Genomic DNA, 16,519 nt, shown 5'->3' on the forward strand with positions numbered 1-16,519 from the left:
ATCCCGGCCGCTCCGGCACGAAGGGCTGCGGCGGCGTCACGGCTGCTCGGCAGTGCGGTGGGGTGCGAGCGCGAGGTGGGTGAGGACCGCGCCGAGCGTTGACAGGGCCGCCAGGACGAGGCCGAGCGTGTGGAAGGCGCTGGTCAAGCCTTCTGCCAGCGCTGCGTGATGCGCGCCGGCCACCTGTCCCTGGACGGCTCGCCCGGCGATCCGGGTTGCCGAGGCGGAGGGGAGGCCGCCGCCGTGGAGCCGGGTGGCGGTGAGCGTGGTGAGCAGGGCCGCGGCGCCCGCTACGGCGACGGACTCGCCGGTGATGCGCATCGTGTTGAAGATGCCTGCCGCGGCTCCGGCGTTCCGGACCGGGACGGTGCTCACGGCGGCGTTGTCCATGACCCCGAACGCCAGTCCCACGCCGGCGCCGAAGGGCAGCAGGGGAAGCGCCAGTTCCGCCCATGTTCCGTTGCTGTGCAGGGTCACCAGGAGCAGGGATCCGACCGCGATCAGTGCGGAGGCACAGGTCAGCACCGTTCGCACGGAGGTACGTGCGGCCAGGTGACCGGCGGCGAGCGGCAGGAGCAGGACCGGGGCGGTCATCGGCAGCAGGAGCAGGCCGCCGGCCACGGCGGTGCGGTCGGCGACGCCCTGGAGGTAGGCGGGCAGGTAGACCAGCAGGATGACGAAGCCCAGGGTGACCGTGAAGGGCTGGCAGACCACCGCGACGAATCCGGGCCTGCGGAACAGGCGGACGTCGAACATCGCGCGCTCCCCCAGCCGGGCCTCGACCGCAGCGAACAGCGCGACCAGCGCCACGGCCGCCGCGAGCAGCAGCAGGGTGCTCGGCGCGCTCCAACCGGCGGATCCGGCCCGGACGAAGGCGAAGGACAGGCAGGCCAGCCCGGCCGTGAAGGCGACCGGCCCGGCCACGTCGAGGGCGGGCCGGACGGGGTTGCGGGATTCCGGGGCCCGGGTGGCGCACAGCCAGGCGGGGACGGACATCGCCGCGACCAGGACGAACACCGACCGCCAGCCGGCCGACTCGACCAGCGCTCCGGCGAACAGCGGCCCGGTCGCCAGGCCCGTACCGAAGGAGGAGCCGAGGATGCCGAAGGCCAGCTGCCGGCGCCGCCCGGACGTGGAGTGGGCCAGCACCGCTGCTCCCGAGGCCAGCACGGCCGCGGCCCCGCACCCCTGGACGGCCCTGGCCGCGTCGGCCACGGCCATGGAGGGTGCCAGTGCGACCAGCAGGGACACCGCTCCGACCAGGGCGATGCCGGTCAGCAGGACGCGGCGCCTGCCGAGCCGGTCGGCGAGGCTGCCGGCCGCGAGCGGCAGCGCGGCGAAGGTGATGTTGAAGGCGTTCAGCATCCACTGTGCGGCACCGACCGAGGAGCCCAGGTCGGCGGCCATGCTCGGCAGGGCCACGGCGGCCCCGGTCACGGAGAACGGCAGCATCATGCTGGCGGAACCGACCGCGACCACCGTGGGCCAGTAGCCGCGCCCGTGATCATCGAGAGAGGAAGGTGTGGACATGCCCTCGATCGTTCGCAACCGGCATCGGCGGATGAAGAGACCGCCGTTCCCTGGGAATGACAGGGCCACCTTCCGGCCGGTGCACCCCAGCCGGCGCCCCCCATACTGGGGCGCATGGCCGACCCGATCATGATCGCCGGCAGCCTCGGCGACTACCTCCGCGCCCGGCGAGCCCTGGTGTCACCCGCCGACGCGGGCCTGCCGGCGACCGGCCGGCGCCGGGTGCCCGGCCTGCGCCGCGAAGAGGTCGCGGAGCTCGTCGGGCTGAGCACCGACTACTACGTCCGCCTGGAGCAGGGGCGCGCCGACCGGCCCTCCGACGCGGTCCTGGACGCGCTCGGCAGGGCGCTGCGGCTCGGGCCGGCCGAGCGCGCCCATCTGTACGACCTGGCCCGGCCGCCCCGCCGTGCCGCGGCGAGGTCAGCGGCCGGTGGACGGGGGGACGGGCTGCGGTCCACCCTGCGGCAGGTGGTCGAGGCCGTCCCGACCGTCCCCGCCATGATCATGAACGACCGCAACGACGTCCTGGCCTGGAACCGACCGGCAGCCGCGCTGATCGCCGACTTCCCCAACCTCCCGCCGCGCGAACGGAACATGGCCCGCCGGATCTTCCTGGACCCCGACGCGCGCGAGATCCACCTGGACTGGAACGAAGCCGCGCGCACCACGGTCGGCATCCTGCGCATGGCCGCCGGACGTCACCCGCACGACCCCGAACTCGTGCGCCTGGTCGGCGAGCTGTCGCTGGGCAGCGAGACCTTCCGCAAGCTGTGGGCCACCCACCACGTCCACGAGAAGACCCACGGTCCCAAGCGCTTCCGGCACCCCGCCGTCGGAGAGCTGACGCTCGGTTACGAGTCCTTCCAGGTCCCCGGCGCCGCCCACCACCTCCTCGTGATCTACACGGCCCCGCCCGGAAGTCCGGCGGAGGAGGCGCTGAACCTCCTCGGCAGCCTCACCGCCTCCGGGGCCGCCTCCCGGACGGCCCCCGTCATCACTCCCCGGGCGGGGAGCGCGACGAGCTGACCGTCCGGGTCCTTGTGGCGGACCGCCGGAAGGCCCGTGGCGGACCGCCGGAAGGCCCGTGGCGGACCGCCGGCGGGCCCGTCGCGGACCGCCGGCGGAAACCGGGTTGCCCGGGCGGCGGCCCGTCGACGATCATCCTGGGGTCCTGACACCCCGACCCCGGAGACACATGGCCACCGAACTGTCCGAAGCCCGGAAGCTCTTCGAGTCCGGTGACTCGCAGGGATCGATGCGGGTGCTGCGCTCCGCCGCGGACCGCCTCCCGCCCGCCGAGACCGCAGCGCTGGTGGCCGAGTTGGCCAGGGGTGCCGGCTTCGAGGACCTGGCCGAGGCTTCGACAGCGCTGGCGGCCGGGCCCGGGCAGGCCGACCGGCTCTACGCCTACGGCTACGCCTGCGTCGAGCGCGGCATCGACGCGGTGGCCGTCCCCGCGCTGCGGCAGGCGCTGCGCCTGGTCCAGGCACCGCCCGCCCCCGCGGCGCGCACCGGCCTGTTCCGCCGCAAGCCCGAGGAGCAGAGCAGCCGACAGCCCGGTCTGCGCAAGGTGCTGCTGGAGCTGGTCTCCGCCCTGGAGGGCTGCGAGCGGCACACCGAGGCACTGGCCGTGCTGCGCGAGCACGACGCCCGGCTCGGCGACTGGCCCGACCGGTACCTGACGGTCTACAACGCGCTGATGGCCGGCCGGATATCCCTGGCCCGCGAGGTGTACGAGGCGCTGTCGGCTCCCGAGGGCGTCTGGGTCGGCCCGGGGCAGCGGGTCGGGCGGATGCTGGAGCGGGCCGCGGCCCTGCCTCCCGCCGACGACCGGGACCTGCGCGGCTGGCACCACGTGCTCACCGGTGGCCTGCTCACCACCCTCTCCCCGCACGGCTACGACCAGGGCATGACCGGCCGCTGGGCCTACCTGCAGGACGACTTCGACCAGTGCCGCCACGGTCTGGAACGCCTGCGCACCGTGCTGGCCGCGACCGGCCGCAAGCCCGCGTCGGTCGCCCTGCTGACCGATCGGGGCAGCCGGGCACTCGGACTGGCCGCGGCGCAGCTGCTCGGCGTGCTGGCGGCGCCGTTCCGGCCGGGGCAGCCGGACGTGCTGGTGGTCGCGTACGACCTGAACGAGTGCGATCCCGCCGAGGTGGCTCAGCTGCACGAACGGGCGGAGGGCCAGCTGCTCTTCGAGCACGCCACCTGCTGGACCGACCCGCCCGCGGTCACGGCCGACGTGTCCACCCTGCTGGGGCAGATCGTGAACGCCCCGTGGGAGCCCGGCCTGCAGTTCGGCGAGGACGGCGAACCGGAGGAGGCCGGGCCCGACCGGCGCTCGGCCGAGGAACTCGCCGAGGCGATCCTGGCCGCCGCTCCGACCGCCCCGGAGGGGGACGGTCAGACCCCGCCCGACGGTGACGACGTCCTCACGGCCTTCGTCACCCACGCCACCGGCTGGCCCGCCGCGGGCCCGCGCGACCGCATCGGCTCGGCCGGCCCGGTCCGGAGCTCGCGCTTCGCGTGACGGCCCGACGCGACCGTTCCGGTCCGCGGACAGGTCACCGCCCTGTCCGCGGGCCGGACCGGTGGGTCCGGTGCCTCACCCCGTCCCGCCCTGCCGCCGCTGCTCGCGCTCCTCGAACCAGCGCTCCAGGTCCTCGTCCGCGCGAGCCGCGTTGCTGCCGTCCAGCTGCCCGGCGAAGGCCCGGTAGGCGGCCGGCACCAGCGCCTCGCGGTCGGCGGGCTCCGCCGAGGCGATCGCCCAGAGCGCCTCGGCGGTGTCATCGTCCAGCCCGGTGCAGGATCGCGGTCCACCGCCCGCGAGCACGCGTTCCAGTTCCTCGTGGAAGATCTGCCGCAACTCCTGGTCGGTCGGCCACCCGTGACGCATCCCAGCCCCCTCGACATCGGCCTCGGACTCACTGTCCCCCGGAGACGACACGATCGCCCGGGCATGCGGTTGCACCCGCCGGTGCCGTGGTGGCCGCCGGGGGCCCGCGGCGCGGAAGGACCGGTTCCCCGACCCTCCGCAGGATCAGCGCCGCTGTGCTCCGGCTCGCGCTGCCACGGCTTCGGTGAGGCGTCCCAGGCCTTCCGCGCCGGTCCGGAGGAACAGGTTCGGTTCGATGAGTTCCAGTTCCAGGACGACCGGTTCCCCGGCGTTGTCCAGCACCAGGTCCACCCTGGCGAACAGCAGCGCGCCGGGTGACGGGACCGCGGCCAGTGCCGCCGACGCGGTGCGGAGTTCCGCCTCGGTCGGCCGGTACGGTGCGACGCCGAGGTGCGGCACCCGGTCGTTGTCGATCACACCGGGCTCGGTCAGCAGGGGGTCCTTGCGGATCGCGTGGCTGAAGGCGCCGCCGATGAAGATCAGCGCGCGTTCTCCCTCGGCCACCCGGGGCAGGTACGGCTGGACCATCACGCTGCGGCCCTGCTCCAGCAGCATCCGGGCGTGACGGGCGGCTTCCGCGTGCCGGCCGGGCTCGTAGCGCGCGGTGTCCACGGCGCCCGCGGAGACCGCCGGCTTGACCACCACACCGTCCGCCCCGCCGAAGTCCGCCGGGGTGCAGGCGCTTCCGGGTTCGAGGAACCGGGTCGGCACGACGGCGACCCCGCTCCGGGCGAGCTCCCCCAGGTAGTGCTTGTCGCTGTTCCAGCGGACCACGGGCGCGGGGTTCCACAGCCGGGTGGCGCCCGCCGTGGTGTCCGCCCAGGCCAGGAACTCGTCGAGCCGTTCCACGTAGTCCCAGGTCGATCGGATGACCGCCAGGTCGAACCGGCCCCAGGCCCCGGGGTCCGCGTTCACGTCCGCGTCCCACACCACCGGCTCCGCCGACAGCCCACCGGAGCGCAGCGCGTCCACGATCAGCGGGAGATCCACGTCGTATTCGAGGCCGACCCCACTGGTGACGACAGCAACCCGTGCAGCACTCATGCAACTCTCCCGCCGAAGACCCCGGCCGCACCGGGAAGGGGCGGCACCCGCACAACGGCTGCGATCATGCCATCACCACCCGGGGGCGGCCCGCCCGCACCGCCCGCACCGCACCACGCGTCGGGACGGCTCCGCTTCTGGACGGCTCCGCTTCAGGACAGCTTCGCTTCAGGACAGCTTCGCCTCCGGGGCGAACGCGGGCAGCTTGGCAAGACTGCTGCGCACGGCCTCGCCGCCGTACTCGAACATCTGCCGCTCGTAGTCGCCGACGGCGTCGAGCAGGTCCCGGCGGCCTTCGTCGGCCTCGATCAGGCGGCGGCGCAGCAGGTCGGCGTCGCGCAGCGCGGTGTTCGCGCCGTTGCCGCCGGTCGGGGAGGTGGCGTGGATCGCGTCGCCGAGCAGCGTGACCGGGCCGGACGCCCAGCGCTCACCGGGCTCGACCACCCGGATGGACAGCAGCGTGCTGTTGTCCGGGTCGGCCTGCTCGATCAGCGCGCGCAGCTGCGGGTGCCAGCCCTCCGTCCTGGCCAGCACGGCGTCCTGCGCGGTCAGACCGCCGAGCGAGCCGTTCGGCGGCAGGATCATGGCCCAGCGCACGTAGTCGCCGATGTCGGGCAGCGTGACGTCGGGGGCCAGGTACTCGGCGGCCTGCTTCGGCGGGGTACGGAAGCGCATCGCGCCGAGCAGCAGGCTGACGCCGCCGCCCGTGATCTTCGAGCCGTAGGCCCGGGACAGGTCGGCGAACTCGTCGGTCAGCGGGGTGCGGCCGATGACGAACCGGACGCCGGTGTCGGTCGGGGTGGTCTGCGGCGACAGCACCCCGCGGACCGCGGAGGTGACGCCGTCGGCGCCGACGAGCAGGTCGGCGGTGGCCGGGTCGCGGCGGGCGAACCGGGCTCGGACCGTGCCGTCGGCCGCCGGGTCGTAGCCGGTGAGCGCGGCATCGGTGTGCACGGTGAGGCCGGTCAGCAACAGGTGTCGCAGCACCTGCCGGTCGACGACGATGCCGGTCCGGCCGGCGCCGAGCCTGCCGATCTCCTTCAGCTGCGGGTCCAGGACCAGCTGGTCGGCGGAGGCGTCCGTGACGATCTCGTCCAGCAGCGCGTGCCAGCGGGCCGGCAGGCAGTCGCGCACCGCCTGGAAGCCGATCGGGTCCAGCACGAGCCGGTAGCCCTGGAACCGCGCGACGATCCCCGGGTCGCGCTCGAACACCTCGGCCTCGATCCCGGCTCCGCGCAGACCCTGCGCGAGCGCCAGGCCTCCCAGACCGGCTCCGACAACGGAAACTCGCATCACACACCTCCGGGACATCGGGCGAACTTTGTTCGTCCTGACGAACTAAGTTCTACTCAACGAACTTAGTTCGCGTCAAGGTATAGTGGTCGGCATGTCCCCCGACCCCCGCCAGAGCCGCGCGGCTCGCCACGCCCGACCTGCAGCGGAGCCCGCGTCGGCACCGCGCAGGAAGCCGATCACCGTCGAACGGATCACCGACGCCGCCCTGGAGGTCGTCGCCACCGAGGGGTACGACGCGCTGACCATCCGCCGGGTCGCCGCCGTGCTCGGCACCGGCCCGTCGTCGTTGTACGCGCACATCGTCAACAAGGACGACATCGACGACCTGCTGATCGGCAGGCTCTACTCCCAGGTCGTGCTCCCCGCACCCGACCGGACCGCCTGGCGCGAGCAGCTGCTCGGGGTGTACGCACAGATCCGCGACCTGTACCTGGAGTACCCCGGGATCTCCCGCGCCGCGCTGGCCTCGGTGCCGACCAACCTGGAAACGCTGCGGGTCGGCGAGGGAATCCTGGCGATCCTGCTCGCGGGCGGCATCGGACCGAGGACCGCCGGATGGGCCCGCGACGCGCTGTCCCTCTACGTCAGCGCCTACGCGCTGGAGCAGTCGCTGGTGCGGCAACGGCGCCGGCAGCAGCACCAGGAATGGGTGCTCAGCCACGAGGAGTTGCTGGACCGCTTCACCGCACTGCCCGCCGAGGAGTTCCCGCAGACCCGACGCCACGCCGCCGAGCTGATCTCCGGCACCGGCCACGACCGATTCGACTTCGCCCTCGGCCTGATCGTCGACAACCTGCGGCCCGCGTCCGGCTGACCGGCGGAGTGCCGGGCACGGCGGTCCGCTTGGCACAGCGGTCCGCTTGGCACGGCGGTCCGCGGGTGCCCGGCCGAGGCCGCCCTGGGGGCCGTGGTGGGCAGGTGCGGAAACCGGATGCCCGAGCAGCGATGAGTTTCGTCGCCCGGGCCGGTCTACATCCCGACCGGAACCACCCACTCATCGGGAGTACAGACATGGGCCAGATCCACATCGAGCTGTTCACCACCCTCGACCTCGTCGGTCAGGCACCCGGCGGCCCCGACGAGGACCCGGTGGAGTTCCCGTTCGGCGGCTGGCAGGTGCCACTGCTGAACGAGGTCACCGGGGCGCAGATCCTCGCCGCGTACGAGGGCACGGACGCCCTGCTGCTCGGGCGGCGGACGTACGACATCTTCGCCGCGCACTGGCCGCACCAGAAGGACGGCGAGATCGCCGAACTGTTCAACCGGGTGCCGAAGTACGTGGCCTCCCGCAGCACGCCCGACCTCCCGTGGGCCGACTCCACCCTCCTCGGCCCGGACCTGCCCGCCGCGGTGCGCGGGATGCGGGACCGGCACGAGCAGGTGAAGGTCGTCGGAAGCCTCGACCTCGTCCAGACCCTCCTGCGCGAGAAGCTCTTCGACCGCCTCGACCTCTGGGTGCACCCGATCGTGCTCGGCGTCGGGAAGAAGGTGTTCGACGGCGGCGCGGTGCCCACCAACCTCACCCTCCTTGAGCCCCCGGCAGCCGGCCCCCGGGGCACCCTGTACCTGCGCTACGGGCTCGCCGACGGCACCCCCCGGACCGGCGACATGAACGCACCCGACCGAGGCCTCGGGCACGAAGGAAGCCGGTGATCCCGATGACCACCGTCAACACCCGCGGGATCGCCCTGGGCATCGAGTCGTTCGGTGACCGGGACGCGCCACTGGTCCTGCTCGCGGGCGGGCCGACGATGCTCTCCTGGCCCGACGCGCTCTGCGAGCGCCTCGCCGCCGGCGGACACCGTGTGGTGCGCTACGACCTGCGCGACAGCGGGCAGTCCACGACGGAGGATCCGCAGGCACCCGCCTACTCCCTGCGCGACCTCGCCGCCGACGCCGCGGCCCTCGCCGACGCGCTCGGCGGGGCGCCCGCGCACCTCGCGGGGATCGGCGTCGGCGGCATGGTCGCCCAGGTGGCCGCGCTCGACCATCCGGACGCGTTCCGCGCGCTGACCCTGGTCGGCACCCGCCCGGTCGCCCCCGGCCCGCCCGACGACGACCTCCCCGACCACGACCGGGCGGTGATGAGCCGGCTGTTCGCGCGTCCGATGCCGGACTGGGCCGACCGCGAGGCGGTCGCCGCGTTCGCCGCGGCCGGCGCGGAGATCCTCGGCGACGACCCCGAGGCCGCTCGCGCCACCGCCGCACGCATCTGGGACCGCACCCCCGGCACCGCGCCCCCGGTCCAACTGGCCAACCAGCTGGGCCTGGTGTTCTCCGGCCTCGACTGCACACCCCGCTGGCGCGAACGCCTGCCCGGAATCGGCGTCCCCACGCTCGTCGTCCACGGCCGCCGCAACCGGTTCTTCCCTGTCGGCAACGGCGAGGCGATCGCCCGCGCGATCCCGGGGGCACGGCTGCTCGTCCTCGACGAGGCAGCCACCGCGCTCCCCGAGACCGCGGTCGGCGACGTCACCGCAGCCATGCTCGCACTCCGGTAGCGGGCGGAAGGCTCACGCCTGCTCCGCGCCGTGCCATTCTGATCGGCCGTCACCTCGGGGAGTACGAGCCCGAAGCGGTCTACGCCGCCTACGTCGACGGCAACCTGCTGCACGAGACCGGCTTCCACCGGGACGCCGCCTGGGTGCGACCGGCGGCGCTGCGCGGCGACGAGCACGTCGTGTCGGGCCTCCACGCCGCCATCGACCACCCCGAACTGCGCACCCACCTCGGCCACTTCTGCACCGACGGCGACGAGGGCCTGATGCCCCTGCCCGAGGACACCACGGCCGGCCGCCTGGCGGATCTGGGCTGCGAAGCGGTCGCGGGCTGGGAGGACGGGCACGGACAGATCGACCTCGGGGCGGTCAGGTTGAGCGGGCAGGTCACCGGATCACGCCGCTGGACGCTGATGCCGGCACGGAGGTGCGCGACGGTGCAGAGCGGGTCCGTTCGGCGCAGGACGTTCCGACTCACGTCGTCGGCAGACCTGCCTCGGCCGCGAGGACGGCGAGGGCCTGCTGCAGTGCGGTGAGCTGGGCCGGCGTCAGGGCGGCGGTGAACTGCCGGTCGAGGGTCTGCGCGGTGGCGGTGCACCGGGCGAGGAGTTCGCGGCCCTGGTCGGTGAGGGTGAGGATCTGGCGGCGGCGGTCGGCGGGGTCGCGGACCCGCTCGACGGCGCCCAGGTGTTCGAGGTGGTCGGCGAGCGAGACGACCAGGCTGGGCACCACCCCGAGTCGGGCGGCCAGGTCCTGTTGCGACGCCGACGTCGCGTGAGCGAGGGCGGCCATCAGGCCGACGTGCTTGGGCTTGACGCCCAGCGGCCCGACCGCGGCCGCGAAGCGGTCGGCGGCGACCGTCCCGAGCGTGCCGAGCTTGAACACCACGGTGCCGGGGATGCCGGCGCCCTCGACGTCGGCCGGCCGGCCACTCTTGACTTCATCCATGCCTCGAAGCATACAATCGCCGTAATGATTCACAGCTCGAATGATTCAAGGAGAGAAGAACATGCAGATCGTGCTGACGAGCCTCAACGCCGCCGTCGCCCTGCTGTCGGGGGTCTCGTCCCTGGTCGGCCTGGCCCGGCCGTCCCTCGCACTGGCCGCAGGCGAACAGCTCGGCCCCGGCGGGACCTTCTTCCTCGGCGCCTACGCCGCCCGGGCACTGCCACTGAGCCTGGTCACCCTGGTCGTCCTGGCGACGGGTCCCGCAACGGCGCTGCCCCCGGTGCTGGTGGTGTCGGGGCTGGCCCAGGTGGGCGACGGGGTGCTCGGCGCCCGACGGGGCAACCGGCCGATGGTCGCCACCTGCATCGTCCTGGCCCTGGTCCACCTCGCCTCGGCCGGCTGGCTGCTCGCCCGCTGACGCCCCCTGACGACCCGCCCGCCGTCCGCCGTCCGCCGATCCGCCACCACCCCGGCCGGGCCCGAGGAACTGTGACCGTCGCGGTTCACGGTGTCGAGCACGGTGCAGAAGGTGTGAGCCGCAGGCACCCGAACCCGGCACGAGGGCCGTGAGGCCACCGGCCCTGTTCACCACCGGCAACCCGCCGTGCACGCAGATCAGGTGCAGACGTTGCGGCCGCACTCCTCGCGGCTCACCCGGAAGTCGGCCGGCCGGCCACGGCGGAGTTCCTCGTGACGCAACCCGGAGATGTCGATCGCTTCGTGGAGCGTGCAGCCGAGCGCGCCCCTGATCGCCTTGAGCGCCTGGACGATCGAACGATCCAGGATGTGACGTTCCACGCTCCCGGGAAGGCCTTCCATGGGCCCGGCCGCACCGGGCCCGACCGTACCGGCATCCGTTCGGCCACGCGGGTCCATTTCACCTGGCGGCGATCGGGATCATCCGTCAGCCGTGTCAGTCCTGGCCGGGCGATCCGGCCTGTCCGCCCGTCGAATCGGCGGCCGGCCGCGGCGGCGGAAGGCGTGGGTGGACGGCGGCCCCGACTGCGGTGGGGGCCGCCGTGCCGGGAATGCTAGACCGGCGAACCCGTCACGAACAAGGCTTTGACCTGGGATTTTATGGCCGCGGACATGCCATCCGGAGCGTGGCGCTCCGGACTCCGGCCCGCCCCGCCGCCCGCCGGGGTGCCGGCGGACCCGGGTGGGGCGCGCCGGGGAGCCGGACCGGCGGTCGGCGACGGGCCGCCGACCGGTCCGACTCCCGGTCGCCGTGCTTGCCGGGACGCAGTCGACAAGGTGTCCGGGACGAGCGGGCGAGGACCTCGTGGGAGGGGTCAGGGGTTGCAGGTGGCGGGGGTGGTCGAGGTGTTGGGCTCGGTGCACAGGGGGCCGAGGCCCGTGACGGCGTCGGGGCGGGTGATGAAGGCGAGCGGCCCGGCGTTGTGCTCGCCATTGAACGGCGTGCTGCCGGTGAAGCCGCAGGCCGCTGCGTCAGCGGGGCTGTTGAACCAGAACCCGACGTGGAAGGTGTTGGTGGGCGGCAGGGCCGCGTCCGGGTCGAAGCCGAAGATCTGGTCGAGCAGGATCGTGCGGATCCGGGCCCGGCCGTCCCCGTGGTGGTCGGTGTGGAGGTCGGACTGGTACCAGGCCAGGCCGAAGCTGCCGGTGAACGAGGGGTCCGGGCTCCCGTCCGCCAGCTGGTTGCTGCGCTGGACCGTGAACAGGTCGAAGTCGAGGTCGGGCTTGAAGCCGTGCAGCTGGATGTCCATGGTGTCGTTCAGTTCGCCGCGGCGGACCTCAGCCTCGACGCGCGGACTGCTGCCGCTGCCGGCCAGGCACGGCAGGAACGTGGCGTTGGGGAACAGGCGGAACCTGGTCGTGTCGTTCGCACCGTTGTGCGGTGCGACAGCGCTGGCGGTGCCCGTGCCGGAGAGGGTGAGGGCGGCCAGTGCCAGCGCGAGCCCGAAGGCGCGGCCCGGGCGGAGCCGGTGCAGGGACATGAGTCTCCTTCCAGAGAAGATGACACTCTGAGTAGCTGAAAGTCACATACTGTGACCCGGCCCCAACCTGTACCACCCCGTCGCACGGCAACCGCTCCGGCACGCCGCCCGGCCACGGCCGACGCGTCGGCCTGACAGGCCATCGGACCAAGCCTCTCCGCGCGGGTGGCCGGAGTGCCGGCGCGCAGCCCGGTGCGCCGACCGGGTACGGCACGGGCCCGGGCCACCGTGTGGCGGCCCGGGCCCGGGTGGCGGCGCAGCACGCGCCGGACCGGTCAGCCCTCCTGGGTCTCGTGCCAGGGCTCCGGGGAGTGCGGGTCGAGGTCGATCCGGAACTCCAGGCAGTTCACCTCTTCCACGTTCTGCGCGTGGTCGACCGAGCGGTACTCGACCTGGTGCCGGCCGTTGCCACTCACCGTGAACGGCCCGGTGTAGGGCGTCCACTCGCCGCCGTCGACCCGGTAGTCGGTCATGGCGACGCCGCTGATGTCGTCGGTGGCGTCGAGGGTGACCGTGACGTCCGAGTGGAAGACGCCGTGCCGGTCGGGGTGCGGGTGGGTGCGTGCCGTGGTGACCGGCGGGAGCGTGTCGAGGGGCAGCTCCATGACGGCCTCCTCCATCGTCATCTCGTTCTCCTCGGTCGGCGCCGGGACGCCGTTCGCGCCGGAGTGGGCGATCGAGCCGCCGCGCAGCTGGATGCTGCCCCAGTCGTCGTGGCCGGGCAGCAGGGTCTGCACCGTGTCGTTGTTGGTGTCGAACGCGACGGTGTTCTGGCTGATCATGCCGTCGCAGTTCCAGTCGACCTGGCCGGCGCCGGACTGGACGGTGACGAACCGCGAGCCCTGCTTGGTGTTCGGGCACCAGTGCGCGACGTCGTAGCCCGAGGTGCTGGACGGGAACTGGCGCTCGTTCAGCGTGGGCTCGTTCAGCGCGCCCACCTGCCGGGAGTAGTCCATGATCCCGGTGGTCGTGCCGATCGACAGGCCGCCGAGCTGGTAGGAGTAGTTCATCACGCTGAAGTACTGCGGCTGGTGGTTGGGCGTGTCGGCGTTCCCGGCGTGCTTCAGGCCCAGGTTGTGCCCCAGCTCGTGCATCAGGGTGCCGGCCTGCTGGTTGAGGTCGCCGACCTGGTTGGCGAAGCTGCCCAGGGTGACGATGAAGTCGCTGCTCGGGGCCCCGGCGGCGATGCCGCTGTAGGTCACGCCGGGCTGCAGGTTGTGGGCCGAGATCGCGTAGTGGAAGATCGAGCTCCGGCCGGTGCTGATGAAGCCGCCCTTGGCCGTCTTGATCTTGTTGAAGTCGTCCCAGAGGTAGCGCCCGCTGGCGTCCACGGTCCCGAGGTTGGCCGCCTCGGTCTGCTTCTTCGCCCTGCTGAGCGTCCCCCAGGTGGTGTTCTTCGAGAAGTCGAGGATGCTGTCCGGGCCCTCGTCGACGTGCAGGTTGATCCCCGTGGTCGGGCTGTGCCGGTTGTACGGGGAGTTCTTGAAGGCGTCGACCACCTTCCTGATCGCGTCACTGGTGAGCGCGTGGCTGTGGGTGTCGTCCGCCATCCAGTCGACCTGGACGAAGACGTCCGGCTTGTTGACGTCCGCGCCCATCGCCTTGAGGTCGATGAACTGCGCGGGGCTGCCGTCACTGGGCTGGATCGTGACGCCGTTGCGCTTCCAGTCGTCCGGGATCCCGTCGCAGGTGGTGGAGTTGCAGTCGACCGTGAAGGTGACGGGGGTGAAGGGGTCGGTGCCCCCGACGTGGCTCACCACGTAGCCGGTGGGCGCGGTCTCGGTGAAGGTGTTCGGCTCGTCGAGCGGGGCCGGGACGTTCCAGCCGAGCGTGACCACGGTGCCCTGGCTCTCGCCGGCCACCTGGTAGGTGACGGTCCCCGACGCGCCGTCGGAGCCCCTGCACACGCCCACGTTGAACTGTCCGGTGCCGCCGAGGGCGGCGAGTCGGGCCGGCGGGTTCGTGTTGGCGCACCCGTCGGTGATCTGGAGGTTGACGAAGGTCAGGTCGCGGTCGCTGCTGTTGACGAGGTTCACCCCGAGCAGGCCGCCCGCCCGGCGCGCGGCCGCGGCGGGGGTGATGGCCGCGACGAGGGTGAGCAGGGCGAGGGCCAGCACAAACAGGGGTGCCGGGCTGGGGTGTCTAAGGAATCGTGGGAGCACGATGGCACCGGGAGGACGATCTGCAGTCATGGCCTCACGCTAGGTGTCCGGCCGTCGCGGACCTGTCATGCCCCGTCGGACAGTCACCCCGACGGCGGCCAGCCGGGAGCGGTCGGCGGCACCGTCCGCTCCCGGTCGGCGGCGTCGGATCAGACGCCGGACGGGGCGTCGGACCGGGCGCCGGAGGGGCCTTCGGACGCGACGCCGGCGGCCGTACGAACGGCCGGGCCCGCGGGCGCGCTCGCTCGCCGACGCCGCCGTCGCACGGCGTGCCGGCCGCGGAGCGAGGCGGCGAGGGCGGCCGTGAGGATCATGGCGAGGCCACAGCCGACCAGCAGGACCGGCGCCGCCACACCGCTCGACAAACTGGTGCTCAGCACACTGTTCGCGGCCAACCGCGGACCGTCGTCCAGCAACGGCGCGAACAGCGCGTACTTGCCGGCCTTGCCCCAGGCGTGGAGGAACGAGGACGCGCCCAGCAGGACGACGTAGCCGACCGTGCCGAGCACACCGGTCAGGTACCCGACCGGGACGGTGGGTCAGCCGGTGGGGGTGCCGATCTGGTCGCGTTCGAGGGCGGTCCGCAGGGTGGAGAAGGCCTGTGCGACGGCTGACAGTGCGGGGCCGTCCAGGGCGTCTCCGAGCAGTTCGGTCAGGCCGTCCGTGAAGGTGCGGTCCGCCTCCTCGACGAGCCGTGCGCCGTCCTCGGTCAGGGCCAGCAGTGAGGAGCGGCGGTCGGCCGGGTTGGGCCGGCGGGCGGCCCAACCCTGCTTCTCCAGGCGGTCGACGCCCTTGCTGGTCGCGCCGACGCCGATGGCGAACTCGGCGGCGAGGTCCGCCACCCGGCACCCGGGGTGGTCCCGCAGGTAGCCCAGGAACTCGTACTGCGAGGTGACGATCCCGTGCCGCGCGCGGAGGCGGTCGCTGAGGGCGTTGTAGAGGCGCGTCTCGCACCGGACCAGGTCGGCGAACAGCTCGGAGAATCCGGCTGCCGCCGCTCCTCCGTTCGATGTATATTCCATGGCATATAGTGTACAGGAAGCTACTTCTGGCAGGAGTGTGCCCATGAGCAGGGAACAACGCATCCGGGTCGACGAGATCCTGAGGCAGCCGGGCCCGGACGGCCCCCACTCGGTCGAGGAGCTCCGGGCCGGATTCCGGCAGCTGATGGCCCGGATGATCGTGCCCCACGACCGCATCCGAACCTCGCCGACGACGCTCGGCGACCGGCCGGCACTGCGCGTCGAGCCCACGGCGGGAACCGACTCCGGGACGATCCTCTACTTCCACGGTGGCGGCTGGGTCTTCGGCTCGCCCGAGACCGCGCTCTCGCTCACCGGGAACCTCGTGGCCAGGACGGGCCTCGGAGCGTACTCGCTGGACTACCGGCTCGCCCCCGAACACCCCTTCCCCGCCGCGGTCGAGGACACCCTGAGTGCCTACCGCGCCCTCCTCGACCGCGGTGAGGACCCCGCCGCCGTCGTCCTCGCGGGAGACTCCGCCGGCGGCGGCCTCGCCGTCACCACCTGCCTCGCCGCCCGGGACGCGGGGCTCCCCCAGCCCGCCGCCATCCTGGCGTTCTCCCCCGGCACGGACGCGACCCGGACCGGCGAGAGCATGGAGACCAAGGAGGGCGTCGACCCGATCTTCACCCGCGCGGCCCTCGGCCACACCGGGGCGTTGTACCTCGCCGGAGCCGACCCGCGCCACCCCCTGCTGAGCCCGGCCGTCCACGCCGACCTCACCGGCCTGCCCCCGATGCTGATCCAGGTCGGCACCAACGAGGTGCTGCTGGACGACTCCACCCGCCTGGCCGCGCGCGCGAGTGCGGCGGGCGTGGACGTCATCCTCGACGTCACCGCCGACGCGCCGCACGTGTTCCAGGCCTTCGCCGGCGTCCTCGACGAGGCGGACGAGGCGCTGGACCGCGCCGCCCTGTTCCTGCGTCAGCGGATCCGGGCCGGTGGCGCCACGCGCCGGACCACGCCGGCCACCGCCGGCCCGGCGGGCTGACCCGGGGCCGTTCGGGCACAGCGGACTGTCAGTGACGGTCGGTACGGTCCCGGTAGCCTCGAAGGGCCACGCAACGCAGAGGGAGATTCCCAATAATGTTGTCAAGCCGGGGCGGTGACGCCCTGTGACTGGCTCAGTGCGCGGGGGCAGCGTTCTCGGGCGCGACGGCCT

At 73.1% G+C, this 16,519-nt stretch carries 17 protein-coding genes; 7 read left to right on the top strand and 10 right to left on the bottom strand.

What is annotated here, in order from left to right; all coding sequences use genetic code 11:
• Positions 1-36 precede the first annotated feature (36 nt).
• A complete protein-coding gene (locus tag ACZ7KX_RS26440) occupies positions 37-1,530 on the bottom strand; it encodes an MFS transporter (protein ID WP_470328638.1) in 1,494 nt (497 codons plus the stop codon).
• A gap of 114 nt (positions 1,531-1,644) precedes the next feature.
• Between ACZ7KX_RS26440 and ACZ7KX_RS26445 the strand changes: the two genes are divergently transcribed.
• Together ACZ7KX_RS26445 and ACZ7KX_RS26450 are read left to right on the top strand one after the other, a co-directional pair.
• The gene (locus tag ACZ7KX_RS26445; RefSeq protein ID WP_470328639.1) at positions 1,645-2,556 is read left to right on the top strand and encodes a helix-turn-helix transcriptional regulator; all 912 of its coding nucleotides are present in this window, start codon (positions 1,645-1,647) and stop codon (positions 2,554-2,556) included.
• 169 nt (positions 2,557-2,725) lie between these two features.
• Complete coding sequence (locus ACZ7KX_RS26450) at positions 2,726-4,063, top strand: hypothetical protein (protein ID WP_470328640.1); 1,338 nt, start codon at positions 2,726-2,728, stop codon at positions 4,061-4,063.
• A gap of 75 nt (positions 4,064-4,138) precedes the next feature.
• Here the strand turns inward: ACZ7KX_RS26450 and ACZ7KX_RS26455 are convergent, their stop codons facing one another.
• The 3 genes from ACZ7KX_RS26455 to ACZ7KX_RS26465 all read right to left on the bottom strand — a co-directional run bounded on the left by ACZ7KX_RS26455 (position 4,139) and on the right by ACZ7KX_RS26465 (position 6,766).
• Positions 4,139-4,429 carry a hypothetical protein gene (locus tag ACZ7KX_RS26455; protein WP_470328641.1) on the bottom strand — a complete coding sequence of 97 codons (291 nt, stop codon included), beginning with the start codon at positions 4,427-4,429 and terminating at the stop codon, positions 4,139-4,141.
• Between the two features lie 144 nt (positions 4,430-4,573).
• Positions 4,574-5,473 (bottom strand): ATP-grasp domain-containing protein, encoded by a 900-nt coding sequence (locus tag ACZ7KX_RS26460; protein WP_470328642.1) that lies wholly within the window; start codon positions 5,471-5,473, stop codon positions 4,574-4,576.
• A 168-nt stretch (positions 5,474-5,641) separates the two neighbouring features.
• On the bottom strand, positions 5,642-6,766 hold the full coding sequence (locus tag ACZ7KX_RS26465; protein WP_470328643.1) for an FAD-dependent oxidoreductase: 1,125 nt from the start codon (positions 6,764-6,766) through the stop codon (positions 5,642-5,644).
• 94 nt (positions 6,767-6,860) lie between these two features.
• On the opposite strand from ACZ7KX_RS26465, the gene ACZ7KX_RS26470 reads away from it, so the two are divergent.
• From ACZ7KX_RS26470 to ACZ7KX_RS26480, 3 genes are all read left to right on the top strand, one after another.
• Entirely contained in the window at positions 6,861-7,583 is a 723-nt protein-coding gene (locus ACZ7KX_RS26470) for a TetR/AcrR family transcriptional regulator (RefSeq protein ID WP_470328644.1), read from the top strand.
• Between the two features lie 197 nt (positions 7,584-7,780).
• On the top strand, positions 7,781-8,422 hold the full coding sequence (locus ACZ7KX_RS26475) for a dihydrofolate reductase family protein (RefSeq protein ID WP_470328645.1): 642 nt from the start codon (positions 7,781-7,783) through the stop codon (positions 8,420-8,422).
• Between the two features lie 5 nt (positions 8,423-8,427).
• The gene (locus tag ACZ7KX_RS26480) at positions 8,428-9,270 is read left to right on the top strand and encodes an alpha/beta fold hydrolase (protein WP_470328646.1); all 843 of its coding nucleotides are present in this window, start codon (positions 8,428-8,430) and stop codon (positions 9,268-9,270) included.
• A gap of 471 nt (positions 9,271-9,741) precedes the next feature.
• Here ACZ7KX_RS26480 and ACZ7KX_RS26485 read toward each other — a convergent pair whose 3' ends face one another.
• Positions 9,742-10,215 carry a MarR family winged helix-turn-helix transcriptional regulator gene (locus tag ACZ7KX_RS26485; protein ID WP_470328647.1) on the bottom strand — a complete coding sequence of 158 codons (474 nt, stop codon included), beginning with the start codon at positions 10,213-10,215 and terminating at the stop codon, positions 9,742-9,744.
• Positions 10,216-10,276: 61 nt separating this feature from the next.
• Here ACZ7KX_RS26485 and ACZ7KX_RS26490 point away from each other — a divergent pair, with 61 nt between their 5' ends.
• Positions 10,277-10,633, top strand: a complete 357-nt coding sequence (locus tag ACZ7KX_RS26490) for a hypothetical protein (protein ID WP_470328648.1) — start codon at positions 10,277-10,279, stop codon at positions 10,631-10,633.
• 197 nt (positions 10,634-10,830) lie between these two features.
• On the opposite strand, the gene ACZ7KX_RS26495 is transcribed toward ACZ7KX_RS26490, so the two are convergent.
• The 5 genes from ACZ7KX_RS26495 to ACZ7KX_RS26515 all read right to left on the bottom strand — a co-directional run bounded on the left by ACZ7KX_RS26495 (position 10,831) and on the right by ACZ7KX_RS26515 (position 15,357).
• Complete coding sequence (locus tag ACZ7KX_RS26495) at positions 10,831-11,013, bottom strand: hypothetical protein (protein WP_470328649.1); 183 nt, start codon at positions 11,011-11,013, stop codon at positions 10,831-10,833.
• A gap of 494 nt (positions 11,014-11,507) precedes the next feature.
• Entirely contained in the window at positions 11,508-12,173 is a 666-nt protein-coding gene (locus ACZ7KX_RS26500; RefSeq protein WP_470328650.1) for a hypothetical protein, read from the bottom strand.
• Positions 12,174-12,448: 275 nt separating this feature from the next.
• A complete protein-coding gene (locus tag ACZ7KX_RS26505; protein ID WP_470328651.1) occupies positions 12,449-14,365 on the bottom strand; it encodes an OmpL47-type beta-barrel domain-containing protein in 1,917 nt (638 codons plus the stop codon).
• Positions 14,366-14,484: 119 nt separating this feature from the next.
• The gene (locus ACZ7KX_RS26510) at positions 14,485-14,844 is read right to left on the bottom strand and encodes a hypothetical protein (protein ID WP_470328652.1); all 360 of its coding nucleotides are present in this window, start codon (positions 14,842-14,844) and stop codon (positions 14,485-14,487) included.
• Positions 14,845-14,874: 30 nt separating this feature from the next.
• Positions 14,875-15,357: a MarR family winged helix-turn-helix transcriptional regulator gene (locus tag ACZ7KX_RS26515; RefSeq protein ID WP_470328653.1), complete on the bottom strand. Its 483-nt coding sequence runs from the start codon at positions 15,355-15,357 to the stop codon at positions 14,875-14,877.
• 43 nt (positions 15,358-15,400) lie between these two features.
• Between ACZ7KX_RS26515 and ACZ7KX_RS26520 the strand changes: the two genes are divergently transcribed.
• On the top strand, positions 15,401-16,348 hold the full coding sequence (locus ACZ7KX_RS26520; RefSeq protein ID WP_470328654.1) for an alpha/beta hydrolase: 948 nt from the start codon (positions 15,401-15,403) through the stop codon (positions 16,346-16,348).
• The last annotated feature ends 171 nt before the right edge of the window (positions 16,349-16,519 follow it).

The sequence above is a fragment of the Kitasatospora sp. NPDC038210 genome (assembly GCF_055600605.1).